Below are 25,764 nucleotides of genomic sequence, written 5' to 3'. Positions count from 1 at the left end.
AGAAATAACAGGTTTAAATGATCACTATCATTAAATCGACTTGGCTAAAAGTAAAAACTTTTATCGTTTAGGATATCGAACCTAAACGAGTAATGTTTTTTAATATTTATGACCAATTAAGATATAAAAACACACGAGTGTAAGCACAAATATTAAACCGCTATTAATTTAATACCCTTTGCCACAAATTCTTGTTTACAGCTACTGTCAACATCAGTATCGGTAATAATGGTATCAAGTTGGTTAAGTGGTAACACAACATTAATCCCATTACGCCCAAATTTTGATGAATCGAGCACGGCAATCACATTTTTGGCGACATTAGCCATAACACTGCTGATAGTGTAACCTTCGTTAAACGTTGTTATTCCTCTTTTTGCATCAATTCCATCTGCACCAACAAACAAAATATCAGCAGAGATGCCAGTTAACGATTGCTCAGCAATTTTTCCATGAAAAGAACGTGTTTTATGTCTAAGTGTACCACCACACATAAATAGCATAATGTCACTATTGTCTGATAATATAAATGCAGATGTAAGACTATTGGTAATCACAGTAATATGCTTCAATTTTACCAGTTCTTCTGCTATCAACATGGTAGTACTACCACTATCTAAAATAATAGTGTCACCTTCTTTAACATGTTTAACCGCTTCAATTGCAATACGTTTTTTAGCTTCTATAAATCGCTGATAACGTTCTTCTAATTGCAGCTCTTTAAATGATTTTAAGTCACCGTTATTCATGATTTTGGTTGCTCCGCCATGAAATCGTGTTAGCACTCCTTGTTTTTCTAGCAATCTCAGATCGGTTCTGGTTGTGACCTCCGAAACATTAAACTGTTCCGACAAATCAGAAACTAACACCGTTCCTTTCATATTAAGAAGTTCTACTATCTGTTGGCGTCTTTCACTTGCATTCATACTATTTCCTTTTTCGAAAATTTTTTAGCAGTGTATAACAAACAGAATCAAAAGATAAGATTTCATTTTCAATGGCTGACTTAAATCAAAATAATTACATGCAATTTAATAAAATTTTGCCATTCATAGGGCGACCATTTAAGGCAGTCACTTGTTTAATAAATGAATCAAAATCACCCATGCCAGCAATCAGCTCATCAAGTTTAATTTTTCCATCCATAAAATACTGACTCACCAGTTGCCACTCTTTACCTGGCCATGGCGCTGAATAGTTCATCCAACTACCTAAAATATGTAACTCTTTTCGTAAAATCAGTCCGAATGTTTTTTCTGTAAGTGTAATATCATGATGAAGTGTCCCAACCAAAGCTATCTTCGCTCTAGGGCCTGCAATTGCAATGGCTAAGTTAACCGTAACGGGTGAACCCGCCGTTTCTAATACAATTTGCTCAAAGCGAGATGAAGATAAAGCGTGATAAATCGCGTCGGCGCTAAGGTCTTGAGAATGATATACCGCATCAGCGCCTAATTGTTTGGCTAGATCGAGGCGCTGCTGGTTAATATCAATAACCGCAACTGATTTGGCTCCCATTGCCTTGGCGCATTGCATTGCAAGTAATCCAATTGTACCACCACCAACGATGACAACATTTTTGCCCTCACATCCATCCGCCAATAGCAATGCATGCATCCCAACGGTCATTGGTTCAAAAAAAGCACCCTCAAGTGGACTGATACCTTTAGGTAATTTAAATGCATTTTTCTTATCTAATACAATATACTCCGCAAAGCCACCAGCTATCCTTGAACCCACAAAAGTGTAATTTTTACAGAGTGAATAGTAATGCTTTTGACATTCATCACATTTGAAGCATGGCAATAATGGTACGCAACAGATTAAATCACCATGCTCAAACTCAGTCACGCCATGCCCCTTATCCACAACGGTGCCACTAAATTCATGACCAAGTGTAATGGGGTAAAAATGAGCACCATGGTGAAATATACGCGGAATATCTGAACCACATAATCCACAATAAGCGACTTTTACTAAAATTTGATCTGGAGATGTTATTTTGGGCATTTCTATATTCTGTATAGATAAAGCTCCCTCTTCATTGACAACAACCGCTTTCATGTTATTTTCCTTTAATGGTAAACAAATTACGTTGATGTATTGCTTTCACTCATTACTGAGTGAAAGCTTTCTGATTGATTTTGGTAATGACTATTTTGGAATTATTTTATTACTCCATCTTCTTGTGCTAATAATTGATTTTTCAAAAATAACTGGTATTTTTGGGCACGTTTCCAGGTCAAAAATAAGCAGAAAAGATAAAACAATCCAATAAAGGCAAAACCAATAGGTTGTTCCAAGTTGACCAACTGAACCATAAGATAAGTAATTGGCGAACCACCTTGATCCATTGCCCCAACTGAAACACCATTACTCGCACTCATCGTGCCTGCATTAATGGCTAGTTTTGTTGTCAATGGAACCATTTGGGTGGCAATCCAAAGTGTAATGGTGATAATGATTGAGCCTGAAACAATGATTCTAAACAGATTCCCTTGATGCACCGCAACTCCCATTGCGATAAAAAAGCCAATAGTTGCCAGATCACCAAAAGGTAAAACTTCATTACCAGGTAGGATGATGGCGATAAAAATACTTAATGGGATAAAAATCAAACTCGCCGATACCACTGTTGAATGCCCTAACAACAATGCAGGATCTAAACCAATAAGAAAATCTTGCCCACCAAATTTTGATTGCAAGTGTTTACGCGCTTGCTTAGATATCGGTGTTAATCCATCCATAATAGGCTTAATCACGCGTGGCATTAATAACATTACCGCTGCAGTTTGAATCGCTAGTTGTAGTGTTTCTTTCACACCATATCCAGCTAATAAACCTAATATGATGCCCATGAATAAGCCAACAGTGACAGGTTCACCAAACGCACCAAACCGTTTTTGCATATCAACAGCATTAAAATTAATCTTATTAATGCCTGGCATTTTTTCAATGACAGCATCAACAAAAACAGCAATTGGGCCACAATATGCGGACGTACCATGCGGCACTGCAATACCGTCAAGCTCAAAAAACTCTTTGGTATCTTTGGCAAACCAATCACCGAGTTTATAAGCAATAATGGCATGAACAATAACCCCTGCAATACCAAGCCAGTAAGAGCCGGTTGCAATATAAACAAGTGCGCCAGTAAAGGTCATGTGCCATATATTCCAAATATCCACATTAACCACGCGAGTTAACCTTAAAACTAACATAACAATATTCACACCAATTGCGATAGGAATCGCAACTAAAGCAATTTGTGATGCCCAAGTCATTGGTGCAGCCCCTGGCCAACCGACATCAATAACATTTAGGCTAATATCAAATCGCTCGGCCATCGCTTGCGCTGCTGGCCCAACCGAGCTGGTTAGCAAACCAACAACCAGACCGATACCAACAAACCCTATACCTATATGAATCCCCGCTTTTAGTGCATCACCCACTTTCATTCTTAACGCTAACGAAAATAGGATAATCACAATGGGTAACATCACCGATGGACCAAGATCCAAAATGTACTGCATAATTTCAGTAAACATAGATTTATCCTTTTAAAATAGATAAAATTTTTTCTTTCAACTGGTCGATACCCACGCCGGATACAAAAGGCATGCCATGAACAATTGGAATATCGCCAAAACTTTGATCCATTCTGGCTGTAGTACAAATCAAATCAACATCATCAATAAACGTATTGATTTCATTGATACGACATTGAATTAGGTCAAGTTGAATATTATTTTCGCTACACAACTCTTTTATCTCTTCTGCAGCTAAAGTTGATGTTGCAACCGCACCGCCACAAGCAACAATAATCTTTTTTTTCATAGTGCCTCCTGAAACTTATTGGTTAAATATCTCGTTATTAAAATGCACCGCTACTTCATCTTGCGGGGCATTTAATAAAAACTGATAGAAGTCTTCATTTTGTAGATTTGAAAAAAGTGCTTTTAATAGTTCAATTTGATCTTCTGGAGCAGTAACAACAAGTGAAATAATCAATGAAACATCAACGGTGCTGTCCTCATCGGCTCGATGAAAAGCAACCGGTGTTTGAGTGCGAACAATAAAAATTGCTGGTGTATTAGCATGCGTTGCTTCACAATGCGGAATCGCCACCGCATATCCATCAAAAGCAATACCCGTTGGAAATAATGCCTCTCTGTCAATTAAAGCCTGCAAATGGCTTTCTTTAACAATCCCTTTTTGCTGTAGTTGTTCGCTAATATAAGTTAATGCCTCTAACTCATTGTCAAATTTAAGATTGTCTTGGAAAAGAAGCTGACATTTGTTCATTGCTGTTCTCCCCTATTATTTTTATGTAAGGTTTTAAATTATAACTTTCGAAAACAAAAACAATATCGAAAGATTATTTACTTTCGAATTAAAAAGCAAATAAGATCTTATGTTTTTGTGATCGAAATCTATTTTTTACTGTAAAGATCAACAAATAAATAACTGACTAGCTATTTAAGAATCAACATAAAATCTGATCCAGATCACAAAAGACACTTTTTTAGATTGCAAAAAAAGATGAACGTGTAAAAATGTTACCCGTAACAAGCAAAGGTATACAAAGGACCAGTAATGACTAAAAAAAATAAACACGTTTTTGTATTAATGGGTGTATCAGGTTGTGGTAAATCAGCGGTTGCCAAGCAAGTGGCGTACAACCTAGAGGCTGCTTTTTTAGATGGTGATTTTTTACATCCAAAGGCCAATATTCTAAAAATGCGCAGCGGCACCCCCTTAAACGATGAAGATCGAATGCCTTGGCTTAGCTTAATCAGTAATGCTGCCTTTGCCATGAGTAATGTTAACGATGTTTCAATTATTATCTGTTCGGCATTAAAGCGAAAATATCGGGATATTATTCGTGGTGAAAACGAAAACATGCATTTTATTTATTTAAAAGGCAGCTATGATGTCATTGCTGAACGTCTAGCGAAACGCAAAGGTCACTTCCAAAAAACAGGTATGCTTCAGTCGCAATTTGATACGCTTGAAGAACCAACCACCGATGAGAAAGATGTTTACAACATCAACATTGAACAATCATTAAACGAGGTTGTGCACGATACTGAACAAGTAATACGCGCAATATGCCATTGCTAAAAAACCAATAAAAAACGATACAATTGAAAGAAGAGGTTAATGTGAATCCGACTGTCCAAGCTGTAACCCAACGTATTATTGAGCGTTCTAAGGCTTCTCGTGCTGCTTATTTACAAAAAATAGAACATGCTATAAGTAAACAAGTAACACGATCTAGTTTACCATGTAGCAATTTAGCGCATGGTTTTGCTGCTTGTTGTATTGATGACAAAAAGGATCTAAAAAATATCTTAAAAAGTAACATTGGTATTATTAGTTCTTACAACGATATGCTTTCAGCGCACAAGCCTTATGAATTTTATCCGGAGCAAATTCGCAACGTATTGCACAAAGTTGGCGCCGTTGGGCAAATGGCGGGAGGGGTACCTGCCATGTGCGATGGTGTGACACAAGGCGAGCCTGGGATGGAACTGTCATTAATGAGCCGCGATGTAATTGCGATGTCAGTTGCCGTTGGACTTTCACATAATATGTTTGATGGTGCACTCTATCTTGGTATATGCGATAAAATCGTACCCGGGTTATTTATTGGTGCATTAACATTTGGTCACTTACCTGCTATTTTTGTGCCAGCTGGCCCGATGCCATCGGGGTTATCCAATAAAGAAAAAGTACGTATCCGCCAACTTTACTCTGAAGGTAAAGCTTCGCGAGAAGATTTACTGGAGTCAGAATCAGCCTCTTATCACACCAGCGGGACGTGTACGTTTTATGGTACAGCCAATAGTAACCAGATGGTGATTGAATTAATGGGATTACATTTGCCTGGTGCAGCTTTTGTTCATCCTGAAACCGCATTACGTTTTGAATTAACTAATGCTGCTGCTAAACAGATTACTCGCCTGACCAACCAATCAGGAAATTATATGCCTGTTGGTAAAATGGTCGATGAAAAAGTGATTGTCAACGGTTTAGTTGCACTGCTTGCAACAGGTGGTTCAACGAATTTAACCATGCATATTGTTGCCATGGCGAAAGCTGCCGGCATTATTATCAATTGGGATGATATTTCAGACTTATCAACCGTTGTGCCTTTACTTTGTCGAATCTATCCAAATGGGCCTGCTGATATTAACTACTTCCAAGCCGCTGGTGGTACATCTTTATTGGTTCGAGAATTATTAGCCGGTGGTTTATTGCATGAAGATGTTGAAACTGTGGTTGGACGTGGACTTAGCCGTTATACTCAAGAGCCTATTTTAGAAAATGGCAAACTCACTTTCCGCGAAGGTCCAACAAAATCATTAGATGAAAGTGTCATTGCCTCAATCAAAAAACCGTTTAATTCACATGGTGGATTAAAAGTGATGTCAGGCAACCTTGGCCGTGCCATTATGAAAACCTCTGCGGTAGCACCAGAACATCAAATTATCGAAGCGCCAGCTGTCATCTTTAATAGCCAATATGATTTAGATGCTGAATATAAAGCAGGTAAATTAGATAAAGACTGTGTGGTGGTTGTGCGTTATCAAGGGCCAAAAGCAATCGGCATGCCAGAGCTACATAAACTTATAACGCCACTAGGTGTACTACAAGATAAAGGCTATAAAGTTGCCTTGTTAACTGACGGTCGATTATCGGGAGCATCTGGTAAAGTCCCAGCAGCCATTCATGTTACCCCTGAAGCTTATGATGGTGGCTTATTAAGTAAAGTCCAAGAAGGTGATATGATTCGAGTTAATGGTCAAACAGGCGAAATAACATTATTAGTCGACGAAGCCGAACTGGCTAAACGTCAACCTTATCCTTTCGATTTGACCGAGTCACATCTTGGCTATGGTCGCGAACTGTTCACCGTTATTCGTGAAAATCTAACTTCCGCAGAAGAAGGCGCTGTTAGCTTCTAATTCTAGTCTTCTGCCGCATAGGTGGCAGAAGACTTTAAAACTGATATAAAACACCTTCCTTTTCAAAAAATATTGATCAATTCTTTTGTGTGATCAATACAGACACTCACTGGGTTATTTTTTTATAAAATTATCCACCAATAAATTTACGACATCACCAATCTTTCCATTTAATGATGCTTTGACACCATAAAGCGCCATTCCCATCACTTGCGAGGCATGGATTTCAGGCGGCATCACTAGCTCGTTCGCACTGGTTTTAACATCTAATAACGCAGGGCCAGGATGCGCTAAAAAGGATTGCATCGCCGCTTCAAGCATCTGTGAATCATCAACGCTTATAGAAAACATGCCCATAGCTTCTGCAACTTTTGCAAAATTAGGATTTTGTAAATCGGTATAGTGATCCACCAAACCCTCGACTTTTTGCTCTAATTCGACAAAGTTAAGTGAACCATTATTCAGTACAATAACTTTGATTGGCAACTTTTCTTGAATTGTCGTTAATAAATCCCCCAATAACATACTGATACCACCATCACCCGATAAAGTAATAACTTGACGATTAGGGAAGGCCTTTTGCACGCCCAATGCTTGTGGCATTGCATTTGCCATAGTGCCATGTTTTAAACTAATTACTGTGCGCCTTTTTCCATTAGTATTAAAGTGCCTACACGCCCAAACCATAGCAGAACCAACATCGGCACAGAGCACGGCATCTTCTGTTGCATATTGGTCAACAAGTTCAGTTAAATATTGGGGATGAATAGTCGAGCGAGAAGAAACAGTTTTTTTATTCAATTTACACATTGATTTAGTATATAAATTTTGACACAACTCTAAAAAAGTCGCATCTTGCTTATCATCGACTAACGATAGTAGTGCCGCTATAGTCGGCTTACTACTACCAACCACGCCTAGATCTACAGGGTGTCGTCGACCAAGATGAGTTGCATCAATATCAACTTGAATAATCTTGGCGTTATTAGGATAAAATTGTGACCATGCAAAATCAGCTCCTAACATTAAAAGCACATCACACTCTTTTATTGCAGTTGTTCCTGACGCCATGCCAAACATCCCCGTCATACCGACATTATAAGGATTATCATATTCAACAAAATCCTTTGCTCTCGAAGTATGTACAATCGGTGATTTTAATTTGTTTGCTAAAGCAATAAGTTCATCATGAGCTTCACAAACACCTTGGCCGGCAAAAATAGTCACTTTATGACTTTCATTTAAGAGGCGGGCGATTTCGGCAAGTTCTTTATCTGATGGGCGAATAACAGGATGCGGATGATAAATTTTATGACCACTATTATCTTCAACTTTCTCTAAACTGATATTATAGGGTATGACTAAAACAGCAACACCTCGTTGATTAATTGCGGCTTGAATGGCAGCAGTCATAATTTGCCTTACCTGAGTTGGATCATTGATTTGCCGACAAAATACAGAACAATTTTTATATAGCGTTTCAAAATCAACCTCTTGCGGAAAGTCAGTGCCTTGTTGTGCAGTACCGAGCTGACTTGCTAACAAAATAACAGGAACACGATTACGTTGTGCTTCATAAATACCATTAATAAAATGTAAACTGCCTGGTCCACAAGATCCAGCACAAGCCGTAATTTGGTCTGTTAAATAAGCTTCAGCCCCTGCTGCAAAAGCCCCCACTTCTTCATGACGAACATGAACCCACTCAATATCACTTTTTTTAATAGCTGAAGAGATCTGATTTAACGTATCTCCCACAATACCATAACAATGCTTAACCCCAGCCTCAGCTAAAACATCAACGATAATTTGTGCAACTGTTTTTTTTGATGACATATAATCTCCTAAAAAGTTCTTTGAATGTATTCGCCCATTTGTATAAATTACACCCACATTTTAATAACGCGAATAGGATTTAACATAAACAGCAATAAATGCTAAAAACAGAGCCATTGTGATGATGTTGCACAACAAAGTTTAAGGAAACATATTCCCTATTGTAATAAATCAAGTTATTATGTCGAAAATCTTATTGAAATAATAGAGTCATATCCCGTGGAACAATCGTCATCTGGACATAGTTTAATGTCGTCGATTACTGCTTTTTTGCCTGATTATTTAAGCCAACATTTTCCTTTTATTATCGTCTGTTTATTGTTATTTATCGCCATTTTACTATTTTCATTTAGTAAGTTGAGAATGGACATTATTGCCTTACTCACCATTACAGCTATCACCATTAGTGGCGTGTTAACACCATCAGAGGCATTAGCTGGCTTTAGTGATCCCAATATCATCTTAATTGCTTTATTATTTATTATTGGGGAAAGCTTAGTTAGAACCGGCATATCGTACAAAATGAGCGAATATATCCTTAAAATAGCTGGCAAAAACGATATTTGTATTATTATCTATATCATGTTAGGCGCTGCATTACTCGGCTCAGTGATGAGTTCAACAGGAGTAGTTGCCATCTTCATCCCTGTTGCCATTAGTATTGCGAATCACACAGGTATTCACGTTAAAAAATTAATGATGCCACTTTGTATTGCCGCTTTAATTAGTGGCATGATGACTTTAGTTGCAACCGCACCAAACCTTGTTGTTAACAGTGAACTCAATCATTTTAAATTAAACGAGTTTGGTTTTTTTTCAATTACACCAATTGGTTTAGGAGTTTTAGTTGTTGGGGTCATCTATTGTGTGTTAACACGCAATTGGTTGCTCACAGCTGAACAAGTCACCCCAACTAACACCCAACCGCAAAGACGAAAAATTACCGATTTAATCCGTGACTATAAATTAATTGGCCGTGCCCACCGTGCACAAATATTAGCGGGATCGCCTTTTGTTGGTCGCACAATTGATGGCTTGCATTTGCGTAGTGAACATGGCGTAAATGTTATTGGTATTGAACGTTGGCGCAAATTTCACAAAGTATTAATTCCCGTTAATGGTTCAACTGAGTTTCGTGAAAATGATATTTTACTACTGGATATGTCACACTCCGAGGCAGATTATCGCACCTTTTTAACCACCAATAACCTTGAACCCAAAGTTTTACGCGGTGAGTATTTTTCAGAACAAGTAAAACAAGTCGGTATGACCGAAGTCGCCCTACTGCCCGAATCCACACTATGTGGAAAAACACTCAATGAAATTAATTTTAGAGGAAAATATTTCCTAACAGTAATTGGCATTTGGCGTAATCATGCCCCCGTTGAAACAAACAACTTATTCCAAGAACGGTTACAAATGAGCGATACACTATTGGTTTGTGGTGACTGGGGATCAATACAAAAATTACAAACGCGAACCAGTGATTTTGTGGTATTAGACTATCCATCGGATATTGATGATATCGCACCAGCAAGTTCACAAGCGCCGCTGGCGTTAATTAACCTAGCGATTATGATTACGTTAATGGTGACCGGCATTGTGCCCAATGTGGTTGCTGCGTTAATTGCCTGCTTATTAATGGGCGCGACACGCTGTATTGATATGACCAATGCCTATAAATCCATACACTGGCCAACCTTAATTTTAATTATCGGTATGATGCCTTTTGCCCTCGCTCTCAATAAAACGGGCGGGATTTCGCTTATATCTGCTTGGCTTGAAGTTCACCTGCGTTCTTTTGGCCCTTATATGGTACTAACCTTTATTTTCTTATTATGCTCAACGATTGGATTATTTATATCCAATACCGCAACCGCCATTTTAATTGCACCAATCGCCATTGATTTAGCACTAAAATTTGGGTATTCGCCCTACCCATTTGCCATGACGGTAGCCATTGCCACATCCGCATCATTTATTACCCCTGTATCATCACCAATTAAAACCATGGTGGTTGCACCAGGTGGATATAGTTTTGGGGATTTTGTCAAAATTGGCGTGCCGTTAACCTTTTTGGTTATGGCGGTAGATATTGCTTTAGTACCAGTGTTTTTTCCGTTTTAGTATTTAGAGAGTTTGTTTAAAAGCTGTCAAATAAAAATTTAATAAAATAAACCGATTTCCTTACTGATTTTTGGCGGGCTATAAAGCCTTTTTTATTTGATGGTTAGAATGGATTATGTGCAGTGGTTTTGAACGATTGTAGTTTGGATGTTTAAAATAACTACAGTGACCACGAATTTAAACCGCAACAGCGTAATCCATTAGGGCAGCCAACCACGCTTTCGACGTCATCGGGCGGGGGGAGAGGCGCTTTTTTAACTTTCCGTCATTAAAGCCAAAGCTCGCAGTCCTTGCCTGCCCAGCGCCCCAACTACGCAGGGGCGCTGTTCTTTGTTAGATTATCCTCTTATTTGTACCATAATTGCCCCCGCCGCCTAAGGACTAATGCTAAGGTGCTGTGCAAACAGCACGATCCATGTAGGATTTGCTATCGCTATAGAAGTAGACCTTGCCATTGTACGCGCTGACATTGCTGATAGGGCTTGGTGTGTCGCCTGCCCAGTAGAAGGTGACGACGAAGCCCCCATCGACGTAATTGTGCATAAGGCCCCACTCAGTGAAAAAACCAGCACCTATGTGACGCTGGTAATAATTACCACCTGAGGATGGTGTGGTGCCATCTATGTCATTTACACATGGGAACAAACTATTATCTACACCACACTTCGCATTAGTCAAATCATTGACCTTAGCAAGACGATAACCCAAACGACTACACCAAGATATATGATTAGACGCAGTATCCATTTGATTCCTTCTATTGACAAACCACTGCCTCAACACAAATCCATACTTCACCTCATTACCATGACTATCCCTACCCACCAACTCAAAGGTCTGTGGCAAAGAGGGGCGAGTCAGCCGACTAGGATTAGCTGACTGTATCTGAGTGCTATCCGCCCTAGGACCCGTTAACGTTACCCGTGTTACATTCTTGGATTTATCAATAATCCAGCTATCGGCTTGTGTTGTACCTCCATTTGGGAGTGGGAATGAACCAGAATGCGGCCTTGTCCAGCTCACTGTTGCAGTTATTCCACCACGCGTGACTGGATACCACGTCAACTGACTCTCATCAACCCCTTCTATGAGTAAATCAAAATACAATCCATCTGCACCCGTAGTAGGAAAATTACGATTGTAAGATGACGGATTGGTTGACTGAACTAAAAAACCCTTCCTCCGGTTCCAAATGCTAGATGGGCCAGCGTAATCAAGATTGTCGCCATAGAAATTAGAGCCAAATTTCAAATTCGGCCTTGCGTAACAAACTTTAGGCTGTTGTGAATTCAGGTTGATATAATACACCACCGAACTACCACTAAAAGTACTGCTATTCGGCACACCATACTGGGTAATTAAACGTCCTCCTTCACTACTTAATGTTACCTTATAAGGCGCATTACATATATCTAATGCATCACTACGACTTACTGTATTACCATTCTTATCAGTAAAACTCACCGATATACTTCCTGATGCCATTACACCATTGGTCCCCTCTCCATCTCCATCAGCATCTCCCCAATAATGATAGGTGTTCACTAAATCATTTAAACTTACTGAAGTTGCCCCCGACGGCACCACCATGTGTATATCATTAAAAGTATTTCCATCAGCTAACCTTATCGGATTTGTCGAACTTGATATATTTGTTGACGGCGTGATTACTCGACCATCCTGCAACTTAATAGACAATAACATGTCAGTATTTGTTGCCTTAGTCTGTCCCCCATCAAACGTTAAATACGGCGCACTACCCTGAATCCCTTGGCTAGTATGCGCTGTTAATGCCTGTGAGCTGAGCGAACACGGCAATGATAACAAAGACACCCATGCCAATGGGATTTTTGTAATTAATTCTGTAGATAATTTTGATGATATAAACGAGGGAAAGATAAAAAACCGTCTAACGCGGTGATTTGATAAATTTAAGACATAGGTTTGCCATGTCTGTTGTCCATAATTATACTTCATAACATCCTGTATGTTAATTAACACATTGTTTTACTATACTTTTTTATGTCGTTATCCTATAAAATAAGATAACTTAATTTTCACCGTCAAAATTATAATGTTAAAAAAAAAGCTTGGCTAGTTTTTTAGGTTTTTTTGTAAAGAAATATAAAGGAAAAGACATATTAAGCTTTGGAGAAAGCTTTAAGAGATTGAAATTTTGTTTTTGTTAAAAAAGAAAAAACAAAATCAAATCAATGATGTAAATATTTTTTTATAATTTTCGGGTTTGAGTGGCAGTGTTTGGTTACAATTTGCTTGATTGAATTTCGGACGTTTTGAGCTGTTGGTGGAATAAATAGCGACAGTGACAACATCCGAGCTAGGGAGTTGTAGCCAATCCCCTACCCCCCGATCTAGTTGCAAAATATGACCGACTTATATTTACTCGTATCATCCATGAAACTAGCCTGTTTGATGTCATATTCACTTTGCTCAGATGACTAAATTTATTCTAGACAAATTTGTGTTTCTGACAAAGCGCAAACACGCCAAACACCTTTGTTTGGCGTGCTAACTTCGCTTAGTTGTCGGCGCATTCTGATACCGAAATAAGATAAACAAAATAACCTCTTATTTTTGGAAGGGATTATTGTTCTTATAATTATCGAGTTAATTTTATATGAATTAAACGCCTATGCGGCGTTAAAGTGATTCCATCTTTTTCGTTATTTTAACTCCTATTTCTAAACCGCCTATGCGGCGTTAAAGCACTCTTGGTAGTATCGGTGTTGTTGCTGCTTTTTCTAAACCGCCTATGCGGCGTTAAAGGCCAGACATGCGTGGCGAAACTGTCCGTGGATTTTCTAAACCGCCTATGCGGCGTTAAAGTTGTTAGTGATATAGTGAATTCAATTTTGCGTTTTCTAAACCGCCTATGCGGCGTTAAAGACAATATTACATAACAATAAATGCCGCACCAGTTTCTAAACCGCCTATGCGGCGTTAAAGGTTTATTCACTAAAACAAATATAGCCGGTGGTTTTCTAAACCGCCTATGCGGCGTTAAAGTATTAGACCGTCAGAAATATTTGATCCTATTTTTTCTAAACCGCCTATGCGGCGTTAAAGTCCAATTCTACAAAGACGGGGACGCTTTCACTTTTCTAAACCGCCTATGCGGCGTTAAAGTGCTTGAGCCCATGCGTCGAGTAATGGATCGCTTTCTAAACCGCCTATGCGGCGTTAAAGCCAGTTCAGCTTAATAATTTTGAGTGCGTGAGTTTCTAAACCGCCTATGCGGCGTTAAAGTAGAACTTAAGATTCTATAAATCTTGCTGTATAAAGATAAACAACAATTTTAGTTTTGAAAACCCTTTTTTTGAGCTGTTTTTCAATGTTTTGATTTTATTGAATTTTAAATTGCCGATAAAAAAAGGGTTCTGAGGGTTTTAAAGTCAAAACAAACCCAATAAAATAAAATCAATATTTTTACTAACCTATCTTTGAATAGCACTTAGGTTGTTTTTTTATGAAAAAAGTATCCAAATAAAAAACACAGACCATTCCACCACCCAAAGTCTATTTTGTTTGTTTTGTTCCGGCGTCAGAATATGTCGAAAATGGAATGGGGTTAATGCACCAAACAGGGATATTTGGCGTAACTGTGTTTATCAGAAACAAATCATAGCTGGAATGTTAAAACCGAACACAGACGGACAAATTTTTCTCGAAAAATTATGAACATCTCAGCAAAACGAAGATGGCTTTGAAGAAACAAGTATCAGGATGATACAAATCGCTTAGCCGTAGTCCACATTCTGCTACCAAACGCAAGATTGCTTATACTTAGTTAGTGCCATCAGTTCGACCCGCACGCCAAAGATTAAGAACTAACTATTAGACTAAGGAGCGGTGCAAACACCGTAATTGCTAGAGAAGCAGAACAAATAAATGTCACCGTTGTCCGCACCCACATCAAACTGACAGTTACTATTCCTCGTCGTGTCACTTGTCCAGTAGTTTTGGAAGACGAAATCTGCACCAGTGTAATGATGCATAAAGCCCCACTCCGTAAACAATCCAGCACCTATTTGACGCTGATAATGATTACCACTTGATGGTGCGTTGTGTCAATGGATCCTTGGCAATGCAAATCTGAGCCAAGACCAGAACAAATTGCATTAGTCAGGTCCTTGACCTGTGGCACACGATAACCCAAACGACTACACCAAGTTACCATATCAGGATAGTAATATAATTCAGCTCCTCGGTTCAAAAACCATTTCTGTAGGACAAATCCATATTTCACTATCTCTTTACCCTCTCTATCTCTACCCACTAACTCAAAGGTCTGCGGTAACCTTAGCACGGTAATTTGATTAGGGTAGGGATCACCCCATTGAGCTCTTGCCCTAGACCTGTTAACGTCACACAAAACTCGACATAGCCTTCGTCATTACATTCTGTTTTTCGCGTCACTGTGGCAGTAATTCCCTCATGCGTAACTGGCGCTCCCCATGTCAATTCACTTGCTTCTCCCATTATGATGAAATCAAAATATAATCCATCAGCCCCGTAGTTGGAAAATTAAGCACGTATGATGCTGGATCCGTTGATTGAACTAGGAATCCATAATCGGGGTTCCATATGTCAGCGAGACCCGCGAAGTGATCCCCGCCGAAATCAAGATTAGGTCTTACGGATTTGAGGATCCCCCCCTATTGAGACGATAGCAGTATTATAGCATCACTACGATTACCCCCTCGACCACTTTTACCCGTTAATGCCAGCGAATTCCATGAAAAAGACAATAATAACACAGCCAATGCCAACAAGATTTTTCGAGATAATTTTGATGATAATTTGAAAGATAATTTCGAGGATATACACGAAGTAAGAGCTAAAACCCGTCTAAGGTGTCCATTCGATAAGTTTAAGACATATGCCAGTGCTGGTGTTTAAAATGACAAAGTATTATGATTTACCCGCAAAGCAAATTTATATTTATTTTAACTTTTTTACATACTTATTAAATAAGCAAAATCTTCAACTAGTTAAAGTATAACCGTTTAAAAAGTTGTATGATTTAGTGTAGCTAATCCAATTTTTATATAGATTTATTAAGATTAGCCGGTTAAACGATTAGGTAAAACTTTAATGGGCCGAACTTGTTGTTTTTTTTATCAAAAATGACAATCAAATAAAATTATAATAATCAATGTGATAAATAAGTTTTTTTAATAGTCTAGAGCTTTTGGTTCAGCTAATTTGGGCACAGTTAGGTTTCAGGCGTTGTCACCGTCGTTAATTATTTCTCCAAAAGGCCAAAACGTCTGAAACCCTGCCGTGTCTCAAAACTGACTTATTTTGATTAAAGATTCTCACTAAAATTTCAGGTATAATCCCTATAATTTTTCGATATGGACATAATACTTATGCCACATGCAACTAAACCATTAAATATCATTTTTGCAGGAACACCTGATTTTGCAGCTACCCATTTAAAATCGCTTATTGATGCGAAGCATAATGTGATAGCGGTTTTTACTCAGCCAGATCGTCCTGCCGGTCGTGGTAATAAATTAACTGCAAGCCCTGTTAAACAATTAGCGATTGAAAATAGCCTGCCGGTTTATCAACCGGTAACCCTCAAAAAAGAAGAAAATCAAAAAATCATTGCTGAACTTAATGCTGACATTATGATAGTTGTTGCTTATGGCTTAATTTTGCCACAAGCTGTGCTTGATATGCCTAAGCTGGGTTGTTTAAATGTACATGGTTCATTACTACCGCACTGGCGTGGCGCAGCACCGATTCAGCGTGCTTGCTGGGCAGGAGATCAAGAAACGGGCATTACCATTATGCAGATGGATGCAGGGCTTGATACAGGCGATATGCTTTATAAGCTTACCTGCCCAATTGAGCCAGCCGATACTAGCGCATCGCTGTATGAAAAACTAGCAAAGCTTGGTCCGCAAGGCTTGCTTGATACATTAGCGTTAATCAGTGAAGGGAAAATCCAACCAGAAAAGCAAGATGAAGCGAAAGTTACCTATGCCGAAAAGCTTTCAAAACAAGAAGCCAAACTTGATTGGAATTTATCTGCCGAGCAACTCGAACGTTGTGTTCGCGCTTTTAACCCATGGCCGGTTAGCTATTTTGTCGTTAATGGCGAACCGGTTAAGGTATGGCAAGCTCAAGTCGTTGAAATTGATTCAAAACAGCCTGCTGGCACGATTTTGCAAGCAGACAAAAACGGCATTTGCATCGCAACAAGCAAAGGGGCATTAAATATGACAAAGCTCCAACCAGCGGGTAAAAAACCAATGTCAGCACAAGATTTATTAAATTCTCGTCAGTCTTGGTTTGTTGTTGGTGAAAAGCTCAGTATGGATTAAGTATCCAAACTACAATATTACAGGATATTTAATCCTGTAATATTTATCGTTTTCTCGCTAACAGTGTTGCAAATCTCAATTTTATACGATTACCATGAATATCAGTTTTATGTAATTGACCAATATTTTCATTGTATTTTAGAATTTCCCAATCTTGATAATAATTGAGTAATTCTTGTTCTTTAAATGTGAATGAAAATCCCACAGAACAAGGATAATCAGCCGTTGACATTGCACAGACGATAAGATTATAACCGCCACGTTTGGTGATAGCCTGCATATTATGAATAATATCTGGGATTTTATCTGGTTGTAAAAACATCATCACAACCGTTGAGATAATAAAATCATATTCACCTTTTAAGTTGGCTTGGTTAATATCATAGAAAGAAGCATTGATATGGTTTAGATTATCATTATGAATAATCTGCTGTAAATTATTAATACTCTGTTCCGATTTATCAACAGCGTTGACTTCAAAACCTAATAATTGCAAATAAAGTGAATTACGGCCAGAGCCACAACCAAGATCTAATACTTTACCTTTAGGGATAAATTGACAAGCTGACACCACTTCAGAATGTGTTTTAGTCATCTGGTACTTTTTATGAGTATAGTCCTCAGGCTGACAATAAAACGCCAACTGGCACTGTAGATCATCTGATACCTTGGCAATACGGTACCACTGCAACGGTGATATGAATGGTGGCTGATGCAACATATCATAATGGTATTGACTTTTGATCTCGCCTTGCTCAGTTAATATCTCACAATCTAAACAACCCGCAATAATGTGTAACTTTGCCCATGTGCCCTCTTGGGTATGGTGTTTTTCACAAAATACTTGTGGTAATTTTTTAACATCCCAAACGGGTAACGTTTTATAATTAAATAAATTTTCCAAAATAATATCATCCTTAAAATAGTTCAATAGTTGACTATTATAGTCAATTATTAAACGTCTAAACAACTTGACTGATACCAGATAAAATAATAACAAATCGCGAAATATAAATTTATTGTAGCGAAGTTGGCTTGATCAACATATAATCTTCATCATCCTAGACTATATAGTGAAACCATTAGAGGAACAATTTATGGGATTTTTAACAGGCAAACGTATACTTGTTACGGGTGTTGCAAGTAACCGTTCTATTGCTTACGGTATTGCACAATCTATGCATCGTGAGGGTGCTGAACTCGCTTTTACTTACCAAAACGATAAATTAAAAGGTCGTGTTGAGGAGTTTGCCGCTGATTTTGGTTCAAAAATCGTTCTACCTTGCGATGTTGCACATGATGAAAGCATCACAGAACTATTTACTGAACTTGCAAAAACATGGGATAAATTCGACGGTTTTGTCCACGCTATCGCTTTCGCACCTGGTGATCAATTAGATGGTGATTATGTTAATGCTGTGACTCGTGAAGGGTTTTCAATTGCTCATGATATCAGCTCTTACAGCTTTGTAGCCATGGCTAAAGCATGCCGATCAATGTTAAACCCAGGATCTGCATTGGTTACGCTTTCTTACCTTGGCGCTGAACGTGCAATTCCTAACTATAATGTGATGGGGCTTGCTAAAGCATCACTCGAAGCCAATGTACGCTATATGGCAAATGCCATGGGACCAGAAGGTGTACGTGTGAATGCCATTTCAGCTGGACCAATTCGTACACTTGCCGCATCAGGCATTAAAGATTTCAAAAAGATGTTATCGCACTGTGAATCAGTAACCCCAATTCGTCGCACAGTGACTACTGAAGATGTCGGCAATTCAGCAGCATTTTTATGTTCTGATTTAGCATCAGGCATTACCGGTGAAGTAATTCACGTCGACGGCGGATTTAGTATCGCAGCAATGAATGAGTTAGAACTTAAATAAGTAATCCTTATTATATATAAAAAAGGCGCTAAACCATTAATGGTTGCGCCTTTTTAATTATATTTAATATCAAATTACTATCTTAGTTACTTATATTATTCTTTTCGTAAGTTTTGAACAAAAACATAAAATTTAGAATACATATACTGTTTTTTCCGTTAAAATCTATGCCAATTTGCACGGTAACAGTTTGTTGGAGAAAAAATGAAAATAGCAAAAAATACAGTAGTGAGTATGGCGTATCAAGTGCGTACTACAGACGGCGTCTTAGTTGACGAAGCAACCGCTGCTGCACCACTTGAATATCTACAAGGTGCTGGTAATCTATTACAAGATCTTGAAAAAGCGCTAGAAGGTCATCAAGTTGGTGATAAATTTGACGTTGAAATAATTAATGCCTATGGCGATTTTAACGATGCACTTGTACAAAATGTTCCTCGTGATGTGTTTGTCGGTGTTGATGAACTTGAAGTGGGCATGCGCTTTTTTGCTGATACTGATCAGGGTTCTTTACCAGTTGAAATTACCGCTATTGATGGCGATAACGTTACCATTGATGGCAATCACATGCTTGCTGGGCAAGATCTAAAATTTAATATTGAAATATTAGCTATCCGTGAGGCAACAGAAGATGAAATCGCTCATGGTCATATTCATGGTGAGCATGGACATGATCACGGACATGGTGGTTGTGGCTGTGGTGGTCATGCTCATGAAGACGAAGATGATGAAAGCACTGGGTGCTGTGGCGGTGGTCATGGAGGATGTGGTTGTCACTAATCCACCTATTAAAATGAAATTATAAAAGGCGCTGTATAGCGCTTTTTATTTGCCATCTATTAAATTTTACTTAATAAGTTGTGAAATAACTCCCAATATTTTACATTACAATTTTACCTTGCTAATTTTTCCTATAATAATCTGAATTTTACAATTATTGGAACCTAACAATTATGCCTTCACAATCAGTTGCATTAATGCCACGTGAAAAGCTTTTGAAATTTGGGGTTGAAACACTCAGTGATGCAGAATTACTGGCTCTTTTTTTACGCACTGGCACACGTAATTTACCGGTTTTAGAGTTATCGCAAAAATTATTAAATGAGTTTGGTTCAGTTTATCATCTAATAAATGCAAGCCATAATGATTTTTGCCAAAAAAAAGGATTAGGTACAGCCAAATACACACAATTAAAAGCGGTTGTTGAACTTTCACATCGATATTTAAAAGTTAAAATGACCAAAGAAAATTCGCTTACCTCACCAACTCTAACACATCACTATTTAGCGAGTCGATTAGCGAATAAAGATCAAGAAGTTTTTATGGTGATTTTTTTAGATAATCAAAATCATGTGATTTATTCAGAAGAGATGTTTATCGGTACCTATAATTGTGTAGAAGTTCATCCACGCGAAATAGCAAGGCGAGCATTACAGCATAATGCAGCAGCATTAATTTTAGCGCATAATCACCCTTCAGGAGTGTCAGAACCAAGTCAAGCTGATCGTATTCTTACCCAAAAAATCGAACAAGTATGTGACTTAATTGATATTCGAATCGTTGATCATATCGTGATCGGAAAAGGTGAGTACGTCTCTTTTGCTGAACGCGGATGGATTTAATCGCTATTTTTACTTACAATGTAGTTTATTAACTAATAACTTATACATGAACATATTTTATGAATAAACAACTAGAACTACTTGAAACTAAAGTTGCCTTTCAAGAAGTCACCATTGAAGAGTTAAACCAAATGGTGACACACCTTCAGGCAGACATTAGTAAATTAAAAGAACAATTAACGTTATTGTCCCAAAAACTGCAAGCTACTCAGCCATCAAATATTGCAAATTTATCTGAAGAAACACCACCACCGCATTATTAATGCTGCTTATACAGTAAATCGTTGTCATTTGGAAATTTATCTACCAAATCATTAATATCTTGGATACCACTTAGTAGATAGCAATCCCTTAATAAGTTTAACGAACTGTAAAATCAGGTAGTGACGATCAATCTAAATTAGAAAATAAAAAACCGGCATATAGCCGGTTTTAATACACAATGATTTAATAATTATTCAGCTGCTGCTTCTGCTTCTACTGCAGGGCGGTCAACTAATTCAATATAAGCCATTGGAGCATTATCTCCATCACGGAAACCACATTTTAAAATACGTACATAACCACCAGGACGGGTAGCAAAACGTGGACCTAAATCTGAAAATAATTTTTTAACTGTATCTTTATCACGGATACGAGCAAAAGCCAGACGGCGATTAGCTACGCTATCGCTTTTGGCTAGCGTAATTAACGGTTCAACAACACGACGCAACTCTTTTGCTTTAGGCAATGTAGTTTTGATGATTTCATGTTCAACAAGTGAACTAGTCATGTTACGAAACATTGCTTGACGATGGCTGCTATTTCGGTTCAGTTGACGACCACTTTTACGATGGCGCATAACTTTATCCTTCTTATATAAATTTTATCTTAGTCTTCAACAATACTTGCTGGTGGCCAGTTCTCAAGACGCATGCCTAAAGATAAACCACGAGATGCGAGTACATCCTTAATTTCAGTAAGCGATTTCTTACCAAGATTAGGGGTTTTAAGTAACTCAACTTCGGTACGTTGCACTAAATCACCAATATAATGAACTGCTTCTGCTTTTAAGCAATTAGCAGACCGAACAGTTAATTCCAAATCATCTACTGGACGTAAAAGGATTGGATCAAACTCCGGTTTATCTTCTTTCACTTCAGGTTGACGCACATCACGTAAATCAACGAAAGCTTCAAGTTGTTCAGCCAAAATAGTTGATGCACGACGAATAGATTCCTCAGGATCGATAGTACCATTGGTTTCCATATCGATAACAAGTTTATCTAAGTCCGTACGTTGTTCCACACGAGCAGCATCAACAGAATAAGCAATACGCTCGACAGGACTATAACATGCATCAACTAACAGACGACCAATTGGTCGCTCTTCATCTTCTGACTTAACGCGAGCAGAAGCAGGGACATAACCACGTCCTCGTTGTACACGAATACGCATACTAATTGAAGCATTGACATCAGTAAGATGACAAATTACTAAATCAGGATTAACAATTTCAACATCACCATCATGAGTGATGTCAGATGCGGTTACGGCACCAATACCTGATTTGTTTAAAGTCAGCATCACATCATCTTTAGTATGTACTCGTACAGCTAATTTTTTTAAATTAAGCAAAATATCAAGCACATCTTCTTGAACACCTTCTTTAGTACTGTACTCATGCAGAACACCGTCAATTTCAACTTCGGTTACTGCATATCCCGGCATAGATGATAATAAAATGCGGCGCAGTGCATTACCTAAAGTGTGACCAAAACCACGTTCAAGTGGCTCTAAAGTCACTTTAGCATGTGTTTGGCTGTATTGAACAACATCAACTAGGTGAGGTTTTAAAAACTCTGTTACAGAACCCTGCATTATGTCCTCTCTTAAGTGCTAAACTTTACTTAGAGTAAAGTTCGACGATCAAATGTTCGTTGATGTCAGCAGATAAATCTGAACGTTCTGGTAAGCGTTTAAACACACCTTCCATTTTGCTAGCATCAACTTCTAACCATGTTGGTTTTTCACGTTGTTCAGCTAACTCTAAAGCGGCTTTAATACGTGCTTGTTTTTTTGATTTTTCGCGAACACTAATCACATCTTCTGGTGAAACTTGATAAGATGCAATATTAACAACGCGACCATTAACAAGAACAGCTTTATGACTAACTAATTGACGGGCTTCAGCACGAGTCGCACCAAATCCCATGCGATAAACAACGTTATCTAAGCGACGTTCTAAAAGACCAAGTAGGTTTTCACCGGTATTGCCTTTAATACGCGCAGCGCTTTTATAGTAATTACGGAATTGACGTTCTAAAATTCCATAAATACGTCTAACTTTTTGTTTTTCACGTAACTGAACACCATAATCTGATAAACGCGGTTTACGCGCACCATGCTGTCCAGGAGCTTGTTCTAATTTACATTTACTATCAACCGCTCGGACGCCAGACTTAAGGAATAAATCTGTACCTTCACGACGACTTAATTTGAGTTTTGGTCCCAAATATCTTGCCATTTTATTTCTCCAATAATCCTAAACATTCAATGTTTAAAAAATTAAACACGACGTTTCTTTGGTGGACGACAACCGTTATGAGGAATCGGAGTAACATCAGTAATGTTAGTGATGCGATAACCCGCTGCATTTAATGCACGAATTGTTGACTCACGACCAGGACCAGGTCCTTTAACCATAACTTCTAGATTCTTAATTCCGTAATCTTTCACGGCTTCAGCACAACGTTCTGCGGCCACTTGAGCTGCAAACGGAGTTGACTTACGAGAGCCACGGAAACCAGAACCACCAGCGGTTGCCCAACCCAACGCATTACCTTGACGATCGGTAATAGTTACGATTGTATTGTTGAATGATGCATGAATATGAGCTATACCATCAGAAACTTGCTTTTTTACACGTTTACGTGTACGAACAGGTGTCTTTGCCATTTAATTATACCTCAATTATTTCTTGATTGGCTTACGCGGTCCCTTACGGGTACGAGCGTTAGTCTTTGTGCGTTGGCCACGGACCGGTAGTCCACGACGATGACGCATGCCACGATAACAACCAAGGTCTAATAAACGCTTGATACTCATAGTTACTTCACGACGTAAATCACCTTCAACTGTGAATTTAGCGACTTGTTCACGTAACGTTTCAATCTGATCTTCAGATAGTTCTCTGATCTTCACATGTTCAGGAATACCCGCTTGAGCACAAATAGTCTTAGCGCGAGTACTTCCAATTCCATAAATTGCTTGTAAAGCAATTACAGCATGTTGTTGATCAGGAATGTTAATGCCTGCTATACGGGCCACTATGCACTCCTTTATTGTTAATGTTTAGCGAATTCACCATACTGAAAAGCCCGTTTTCAGGATACTCAAACAGTGAACTCACAAATAAAACTAGGCTGGCTATTCTAGCCAGCTTTACTATACTTTGGCAAGAAAAATATGCAAAAGCGCAACTTTTCGGCTAAACAAATTAACCTTGACGTTGCTTGTGTTTACCTTCAACGCAAATAACACGAACAATGCCATTACGTTTAATAATTTTACAATTTCTGCATAATTTCTTGACTGAAGCACGAACTTTCATTTTTTTCTCCGTAACTTCTGGCTAACTTATCGACCGTAGCCTTTAAGGTTCGCTTTCTTTAACATTGACTCATAACGATTTGGTATCATTAAAGTCTGTACTTGTGCCATAAAATCCATGATTACAACAACAACAATTAATAAAGACGTTCCACCAAATTGAACAGGAACATTCATTGCGCTTGTCATAAACATTGGTACCAAACATACAAAAGTAATGTAGATTGCGCCAATTAGCGTTAAACGAGTCATTACTTTGTCGATATACTTAGATGTTTGTTCACCTGGGCGAATACCTGGAATAAATGCACCAGATTTTTTAAGCTGATCTGCTGTTTCTCTTGGATTGAAAACCAATGCTGTATAAAAGAAACAAAAGAAGACAATCGCTGCTGCAAAAAAGATTATGTATAATGGTTGCTCATGAGAAAAATATTGCCCAATAAGTACAATAATATATCTCCATCCTTCACCATCTCCTTGAAACCAAGAAGCCATCATAGACGGTAACATAGCAATTGTTGAGGCAAATATTGCTGGAATAACACCTGCCATATTAATCTTTAATGGTAAATGTGTACTTTGTGCCGCATAAACACGACGACCTTGCTGCCTTTGTGCATAGTTAACAACAATACGTCGTTGACCACGTTCAACAAACACAACAAAATAGGTTACACCTACCACCAATGCAGCAACTACTAATAATAAAATCGGATGCAATGAACCAGAACGAGCTTGTTCAATTGTTTCATATATTGCATGAGGTAGACCAGCCACGATACCCGCAAAGATAATGATGGAAATACCATTACCTACACCTCGCTCTGTGATCTGTTCACCTAGCCACATAAGAAACATAGTGCCAGTAACTAAGCTAACCGATGCAACAAAATAGAAAGAAAATCCTGGATTAATCACAACTTTCTCATAACCAGGAATATTTGGCAAACCAGTCGCAATACCAACTGCCTGTACAATTGCCAAAGCAAGCGTGCCATAACGAGTGTACTGACTAATTTTTTTACGACCTGATTCACCTTCTTTCTTCAATTCTGCTAGTTTAGGGCTAATTGACGTTAATAACTGCACAATAATTGACGCAGAAATATAAGGCATTATCCCTAAAGCAAAAATTGAAGCACGGCTTAAAGCACCACCAGAGAACATATTGAACATACCCACAATACCATTTGACGATGCTTGTGTTAGTAAGTCCGATAACGCTTTAGTATCAATACCAGGAACAGGAATGTAAGAGCCAAGACGAAAAACAATAAGTGCTAAAAGCACAAACATCAAACGTCTTTTAAGCTCACCACTACCACTTCGTGCACTTTGAAAATCTAATCCTGGTTGCTTTGCCATCTTTCTA

Annotated in this window: 25 protein-coding genes and 1 CRISPR repeat array; of the genes, 8 read left to right on the top strand and 17 right to left on the bottom strand. The window is 38.4% G+C overall.

Features of this window, described 5'->3' with window-relative positions:
* Positions 1–152: 152 nt before the first annotated feature.
* The 5 genes from ACYIAL_RS07935 to gatA all read right to left on the bottom strand — a co-directional run bounded on the left by ACYIAL_RS07935 (position 153) and on the right by gatA (position 4,305).
* Positions 153–926 carry a DeoR/GlpR family DNA-binding transcription regulator gene (locus ACYIAL_RS07935; RefSeq protein WP_160431688.1) on the bottom strand — a complete coding sequence of 258 codons (774 nt, stop codon included), beginning with the start codon at positions 924–926 and terminating at the stop codon, positions 153–155.
* Between the two features lie 94 nt (positions 927–1,020).
* Positions 1,021–2,064 (bottom strand): alcohol dehydrogenase catalytic domain-containing protein, encoded by a 1,044-nt coding sequence (locus ACYIAL_RS07930; protein ID WP_483751368.1) that lies wholly within the window; start codon positions 2,062–2,064, stop codon positions 1,021–1,023.
* Positions 2,065–2,165: 101 nt separating this feature from the next.
* A complete protein-coding gene (locus ACYIAL_RS07925; RefSeq protein ID WP_483751367.1) occupies positions 2,166–3,548 on the bottom strand; it encodes a PTS galactitol transporter subunit IIC in 1,383 nt (460 codons plus the stop codon).
* 4 nt (positions 3,549–3,552) lie between these two features.
* A complete protein-coding gene (gene gatB, locus ACYIAL_RS07920; protein WP_160431685.1) occupies positions 3,553–3,837 on the bottom strand; it encodes a PTS galactitol transporter subunit IIB in 285 nt (94 codons plus the stop codon).
* 15 nt (positions 3,838–3,852) lie between these two features.
* Complete coding sequence (gene gatA, locus ACYIAL_RS07915) at positions 3,853–4,305, bottom strand: PTS galactitol transporter subunit IIA (RefSeq protein ID WP_483751366.1); 453 nt, start codon at positions 4,303–4,305, stop codon at positions 3,853–3,855.
* Between the two features lie 291 nt (positions 4,306–4,596).
* Between gatA and gntK the strand changes: the two genes are divergently transcribed.
* Positions 4,597–5,124, top strand: a complete 528-nt coding sequence (gene gntK, locus ACYIAL_RS07910; protein ID WP_160431683.1) for a gluconokinase — start codon at positions 4,597–4,599, stop codon at positions 5,122–5,124.
* Positions 5,125–5,165: 41 nt separating this feature from the next.
* Entirely contained in the window at positions 5,166–6,971 is a 1,806-nt protein-coding gene (edd, locus tag ACYIAL_RS07905) for a phosphogluconate dehydratase (protein WP_483751365.1), read from the top strand.
* 114 nt (positions 6,972–7,085) lie between these two features.
* Here the strand turns inward: edd and ACYIAL_RS07900 are convergent, their stop codons facing one another.
* Positions 7,086–8,807, bottom strand: coding sequence for a thiamine pyrophosphate-dependent enzyme (locus tag ACYIAL_RS07900; RefSeq protein WP_483751364.1), 1,722 nt, complete (start codon positions 8,805–8,807; stop codon positions 7,086–7,088).
* Positions 8,808–9,026: 219 nt separating this feature from the next.
* Between ACYIAL_RS07900 and ACYIAL_RS07895 the strand changes: the two genes are divergently transcribed.
* Positions 9,027–10,934 (top strand): SLC13 family permease, encoded by a 1,908-nt coding sequence (locus ACYIAL_RS07895; protein ID WP_202984946.1) that lies wholly within the window; start codon positions 9,027–9,029, stop codon positions 10,932–10,934.
* 387 nt (positions 10,935–11,321) lie between these two features.
* On the opposite strand, the gene ACYIAL_RS07890 is transcribed toward ACYIAL_RS07895, so the two are convergent.
* The 3 genes from ACYIAL_RS07890 to ACYIAL_RS07880 all read right to left on the bottom strand — a co-directional run bounded on the left by ACYIAL_RS07890 (position 11,322) and on the right by ACYIAL_RS07880 (position 15,434).
* Positions 11,322–12,911 carry a hypothetical protein gene (locus tag ACYIAL_RS07890; protein WP_174796568.1) on the bottom strand — a complete coding sequence of 530 codons (1,590 nt, stop codon included), beginning with the start codon at positions 12,909–12,911 and terminating at the stop codon, positions 11,322–11,324.
* 662 nt (positions 12,912–13,573) lie between these two features.
* Positions 13,574–14,201: direct repeats of the CRISPR family, unit length 28 nt; unit sequence TTTCTAAACCGCCTATGCGGCGTTAAAG.
* Between the two features lie 778 nt (positions 14,202–14,979).
* Positions 14,980–15,261 (bottom strand): hypothetical protein, encoded by a 282-nt coding sequence (locus tag ACYIAL_RS07885; protein WP_174796567.1) that lies wholly within the window; start codon positions 15,259–15,261, stop codon positions 14,980–14,982.
* Positions 15,255–15,434 (bottom strand): hypothetical protein, encoded by a 180-nt coding sequence (locus ACYIAL_RS07880; RefSeq protein ID WP_174796566.1) that lies wholly within the window; start codon positions 15,432–15,434, stop codon positions 15,255–15,257. The genes ACYIAL_RS07885 and ACYIAL_RS07880 overlap by 7 nt, the downstream gene beginning before the upstream one ends.
* A gap of 893 nt (positions 15,435–16,327) precedes the next feature.
* On the opposite strand from ACYIAL_RS07880, the gene fmt reads away from it, so the two are divergent.
* On the top strand, positions 16,328–17,290 hold the full coding sequence (gene fmt, locus ACYIAL_RS07875; protein ID WP_174796565.1) for a methionyl-tRNA formyltransferase: 963 nt from the start codon (positions 16,328–16,330) through the stop codon (positions 17,288–17,290).
* 43 nt (positions 17,291–17,333) lie between these two features.
* Here fmt and tehB read toward each other — a convergent pair whose 3' ends face one another.
* Positions 17,334–18,194 carry an SAM-dependent methyltransferase TehB gene (tehB, locus tag ACYIAL_RS07870; protein WP_483747038.1) on the bottom strand — a complete coding sequence of 287 codons (861 nt, stop codon included), beginning with the start codon at positions 18,192–18,194 and terminating at the stop codon, positions 17,334–17,336.
* A gap of 193 nt (positions 18,195–18,387) precedes the next feature.
* On the opposite strand from tehB, the gene fabI reads away from it, so the two are divergent.
* The 4 genes from fabI (at position 18,388) to ACYIAL_RS07850 (ending at position 21,061) form a co-directional block, all read left to right on the top strand.
* A complete protein-coding gene (fabI, locus tag ACYIAL_RS07865) occupies positions 18,388–19,176 on the top strand; it encodes an enoyl-ACP reductase FabI (protein WP_174796563.1) in 789 nt (262 codons plus the stop codon).
* Positions 19,177–19,380: 204 nt separating this feature from the next.
* On the top strand, positions 19,381–19,956 hold the full coding sequence (gene slyD, locus ACYIAL_RS07860; RefSeq protein ID WP_174796562.1) for a peptidylprolyl isomerase: 576 nt from the start codon (positions 19,381–19,383) through the stop codon (positions 19,954–19,956).
* A 173-nt stretch (positions 19,957–20,129) separates the two neighbouring features.
* Positions 20,130–20,798: a RadC family protein gene (gene radC, locus ACYIAL_RS07855; protein ID WP_174796561.1), complete on the top strand. Its 669-nt coding sequence runs from the start codon at positions 20,130–20,132 to the stop codon at positions 20,796–20,798.
* Positions 20,799–20,857: 59 nt separating this feature from the next.
* Positions 20,858–21,061, top strand: coding sequence for a SlyX family protein (locus tag ACYIAL_RS07850; protein WP_085247156.1), 204 nt, complete (start codon positions 20,858–20,860; stop codon positions 21,059–21,061).
* A gap of 191 nt (positions 21,062–21,252) precedes the next feature.
* Here the strand turns inward: ACYIAL_RS07850 and rplQ are convergent, their stop codons facing one another.
* From rplQ to secY, 7 genes are all read right to left on the bottom strand, one after another.
* Positions 21,253–21,639: a 50S ribosomal protein L17 gene (gene rplQ, locus ACYIAL_RS07845; protein ID WP_034884211.1), complete on the bottom strand. Its 387-nt coding sequence runs from the start codon at positions 21,637–21,639 to the stop codon at positions 21,253–21,255.
* A 29-nt stretch (positions 21,640–21,668) separates the two neighbouring features.
* Positions 21,669–22,658 carry a DNA-directed RNA polymerase subunit alpha gene (locus ACYIAL_RS07840; RefSeq protein WP_483751363.1) on the bottom strand — a complete coding sequence of 330 codons (990 nt, stop codon included), beginning with the start codon at positions 22,656–22,658 and terminating at the stop codon, positions 21,669–21,671.
* A 25-nt stretch (positions 22,659–22,683) separates the two neighbouring features.
* Positions 22,684–23,304, bottom strand: a complete 621-nt coding sequence (gene rpsD / locus ACYIAL_RS07835; RefSeq protein ID WP_065567150.1) for a 30S ribosomal protein S4 — start codon at positions 23,302–23,304, stop codon at positions 22,684–22,686.
* A gap of 41 nt (positions 23,305–23,345) precedes the next feature.
* A complete protein-coding gene (gene rpsK / locus ACYIAL_RS07830; RefSeq protein WP_025314405.1) occupies positions 23,346–23,735 on the bottom strand; it encodes a 30S ribosomal protein S11 in 390 nt (129 codons plus the stop codon).
* Between the two features lie 15 nt (positions 23,736–23,750).
* A complete protein-coding gene (gene rpsM / locus ACYIAL_RS07825; protein WP_065638313.1) occupies positions 23,751–24,107 on the bottom strand; it encodes a 30S ribosomal protein S13 in 357 nt (118 codons plus the stop codon).
* A gap of 169 nt (positions 24,108–24,276) precedes the next feature.
* Positions 24,277–24,390: a 50S ribosomal protein L36 gene (rpmJ, locus tag ACYIAL_RS07820; RefSeq protein WP_025314403.1), complete on the bottom strand. Its 114-nt coding sequence runs from the start codon at positions 24,388–24,390 to the stop codon at positions 24,277–24,279.
* 26 nt (positions 24,391–24,416) lie between these two features.
* Positions 24,417–25,757, bottom strand: a complete 1,341-nt coding sequence (secY, locus tag ACYIAL_RS07815) for a preprotein translocase subunit SecY (protein ID WP_174796560.1) — start codon at positions 25,755–25,757, stop codon at positions 24,417–24,419.
* Positions 25,758–25,764: the final 7 nt, after the last annotated feature.

Source organism: Gilliamella sp. X-57 (assembly GCF_057063565.1).
The sequence above is the reverse complement of the archived record's forward strand: the minus strand, read 5'-3'. Positions and strand labels throughout refer to the sequence as shown.

Excerpts from the sequence above, each read along its gene's own strand:
- ACYIAL_RS07840 (WP_483751363.1), bottom strand. The coding sequence starts at position 22,658 with ATGCAGGGTTCTGTAACAGAGTTTTTAAAACCTCACCTAGTTGATGTT.
- gatB (WP_160431685.1), bottom strand. The coding sequence starts at position 3,837 with ATGAAAAAAAAGATTATTGTTGCTTGTGGCGGTGCGGTTGCAACATCA.
- fabI (WP_174796563.1), top strand. The coding sequence starts at position 18,388 with ATGGGATTTTTAACAGGCAAACGTATACTTGTTACGGGTGTTGCAAGT.
- ACYIAL_RS07925 (WP_483751367.1), bottom strand. The coding sequence starts at position 3,548 with ATGTTTACTGAAATTATGCAGTACATTTTGGATCTTGGTCCATCGGTG.
- gntK (WP_160431683.1), top strand. The coding sequence starts at position 4,597 with ATGACTAAAAAAAATAAACACGTTTTTGTATTAATGGGTGTATCAGGT.
- ACYIAL_RS07930 (WP_483751368.1), bottom strand. The coding sequence starts at position 2,064 with ATGAAAGCGGTTGTTGTCAATGAAGAGGGAGCTTTATCTATACAGAAT.
- fmt (WP_174796565.1), top strand. The coding sequence starts at position 16,328 with ATGCCACATGCAACTAAACCATTAAATATCATTTTTGCAGGAACACCT.
- ACYIAL_RS07890 (WP_174796568.1), bottom strand. The coding sequence starts at position 12,911 with ATGAAGTATAATTATGGACAACAGACATGGCAAACCTATGTCTTAAAT.
- ACYIAL_RS07935 (WP_160431688.1), bottom strand. The coding sequence starts at position 926 with ATGAATGCAAGTGAAAGACGCCAACAGATAGTAGAACTTCTTAATATG.
- secY (WP_174796560.1), bottom strand. The coding sequence starts at position 25,757 with ATGGCAAAGCAACCAGGATTAGATTTTCAAAGTGCACGAAGTGGTAGT.
- ACYIAL_RS07900 (WP_483751364.1), bottom strand. The coding sequence starts at position 8,807 with ATGTCATCAAAAAAAACAGTTGCACAAATTATCGTTGATGTTTTAGCT.
- rpsD (WP_065567150.1), bottom strand. The coding sequence starts at position 23,304 with ATGGCAAGATATTTGGGACCAAAACTCAAATTAAGTCGTCGTGAAGGT.
- rplQ (WP_034884211.1), bottom strand. The coding sequence starts at position 21,639 with ATGCGCCATCGTAAAAGTGGTCGTCAACTGAACCGAAATAGCAGCCAT.
- rpmJ (WP_025314403.1), bottom strand. The coding sequence starts at position 24,390 with ATGAAAGTTCGTGCTTCAGTCAAGAAATTATGCAGAAATTGTAAAATT.
- ACYIAL_RS07880 (WP_174796566.1), bottom strand. The coding sequence starts at position 15,434 with ATGGGAGAAGCAAGTGAATTGACATGGGGAGCGCCAGTTACGCATGAG.
- slyD (WP_174796562.1), top strand. The coding sequence starts at position 19,381 with ATGAAAATAGCAAAAAATACAGTAGTGAGTATGGCGTATCAAGTGCGT.
- gatA (WP_483751366.1), bottom strand. The coding sequence starts at position 4,305 with ATGAACAAATGTCAGCTTCTTTTCCAAGACAATCTTAAATTTGACAAT.
- rpsK (WP_025314405.1), bottom strand. The coding sequence starts at position 23,735 with ATGGCAAAGACACCTGTTCGTACACGTAAACGTGTAAAAAAGCAAGTT.
- radC (WP_174796561.1), top strand. The coding sequence starts at position 20,130 with ATGCCTTCACAATCAGTTGCATTAATGCCACGTGAAAAGCTTTTGAAA.
- ACYIAL_RS07850 (WP_085247156.1), top strand. The coding sequence starts at position 20,858 with ATGAATAAACAACTAGAACTACTTGAAACTAAAGTTGCCTTTCAAGAA.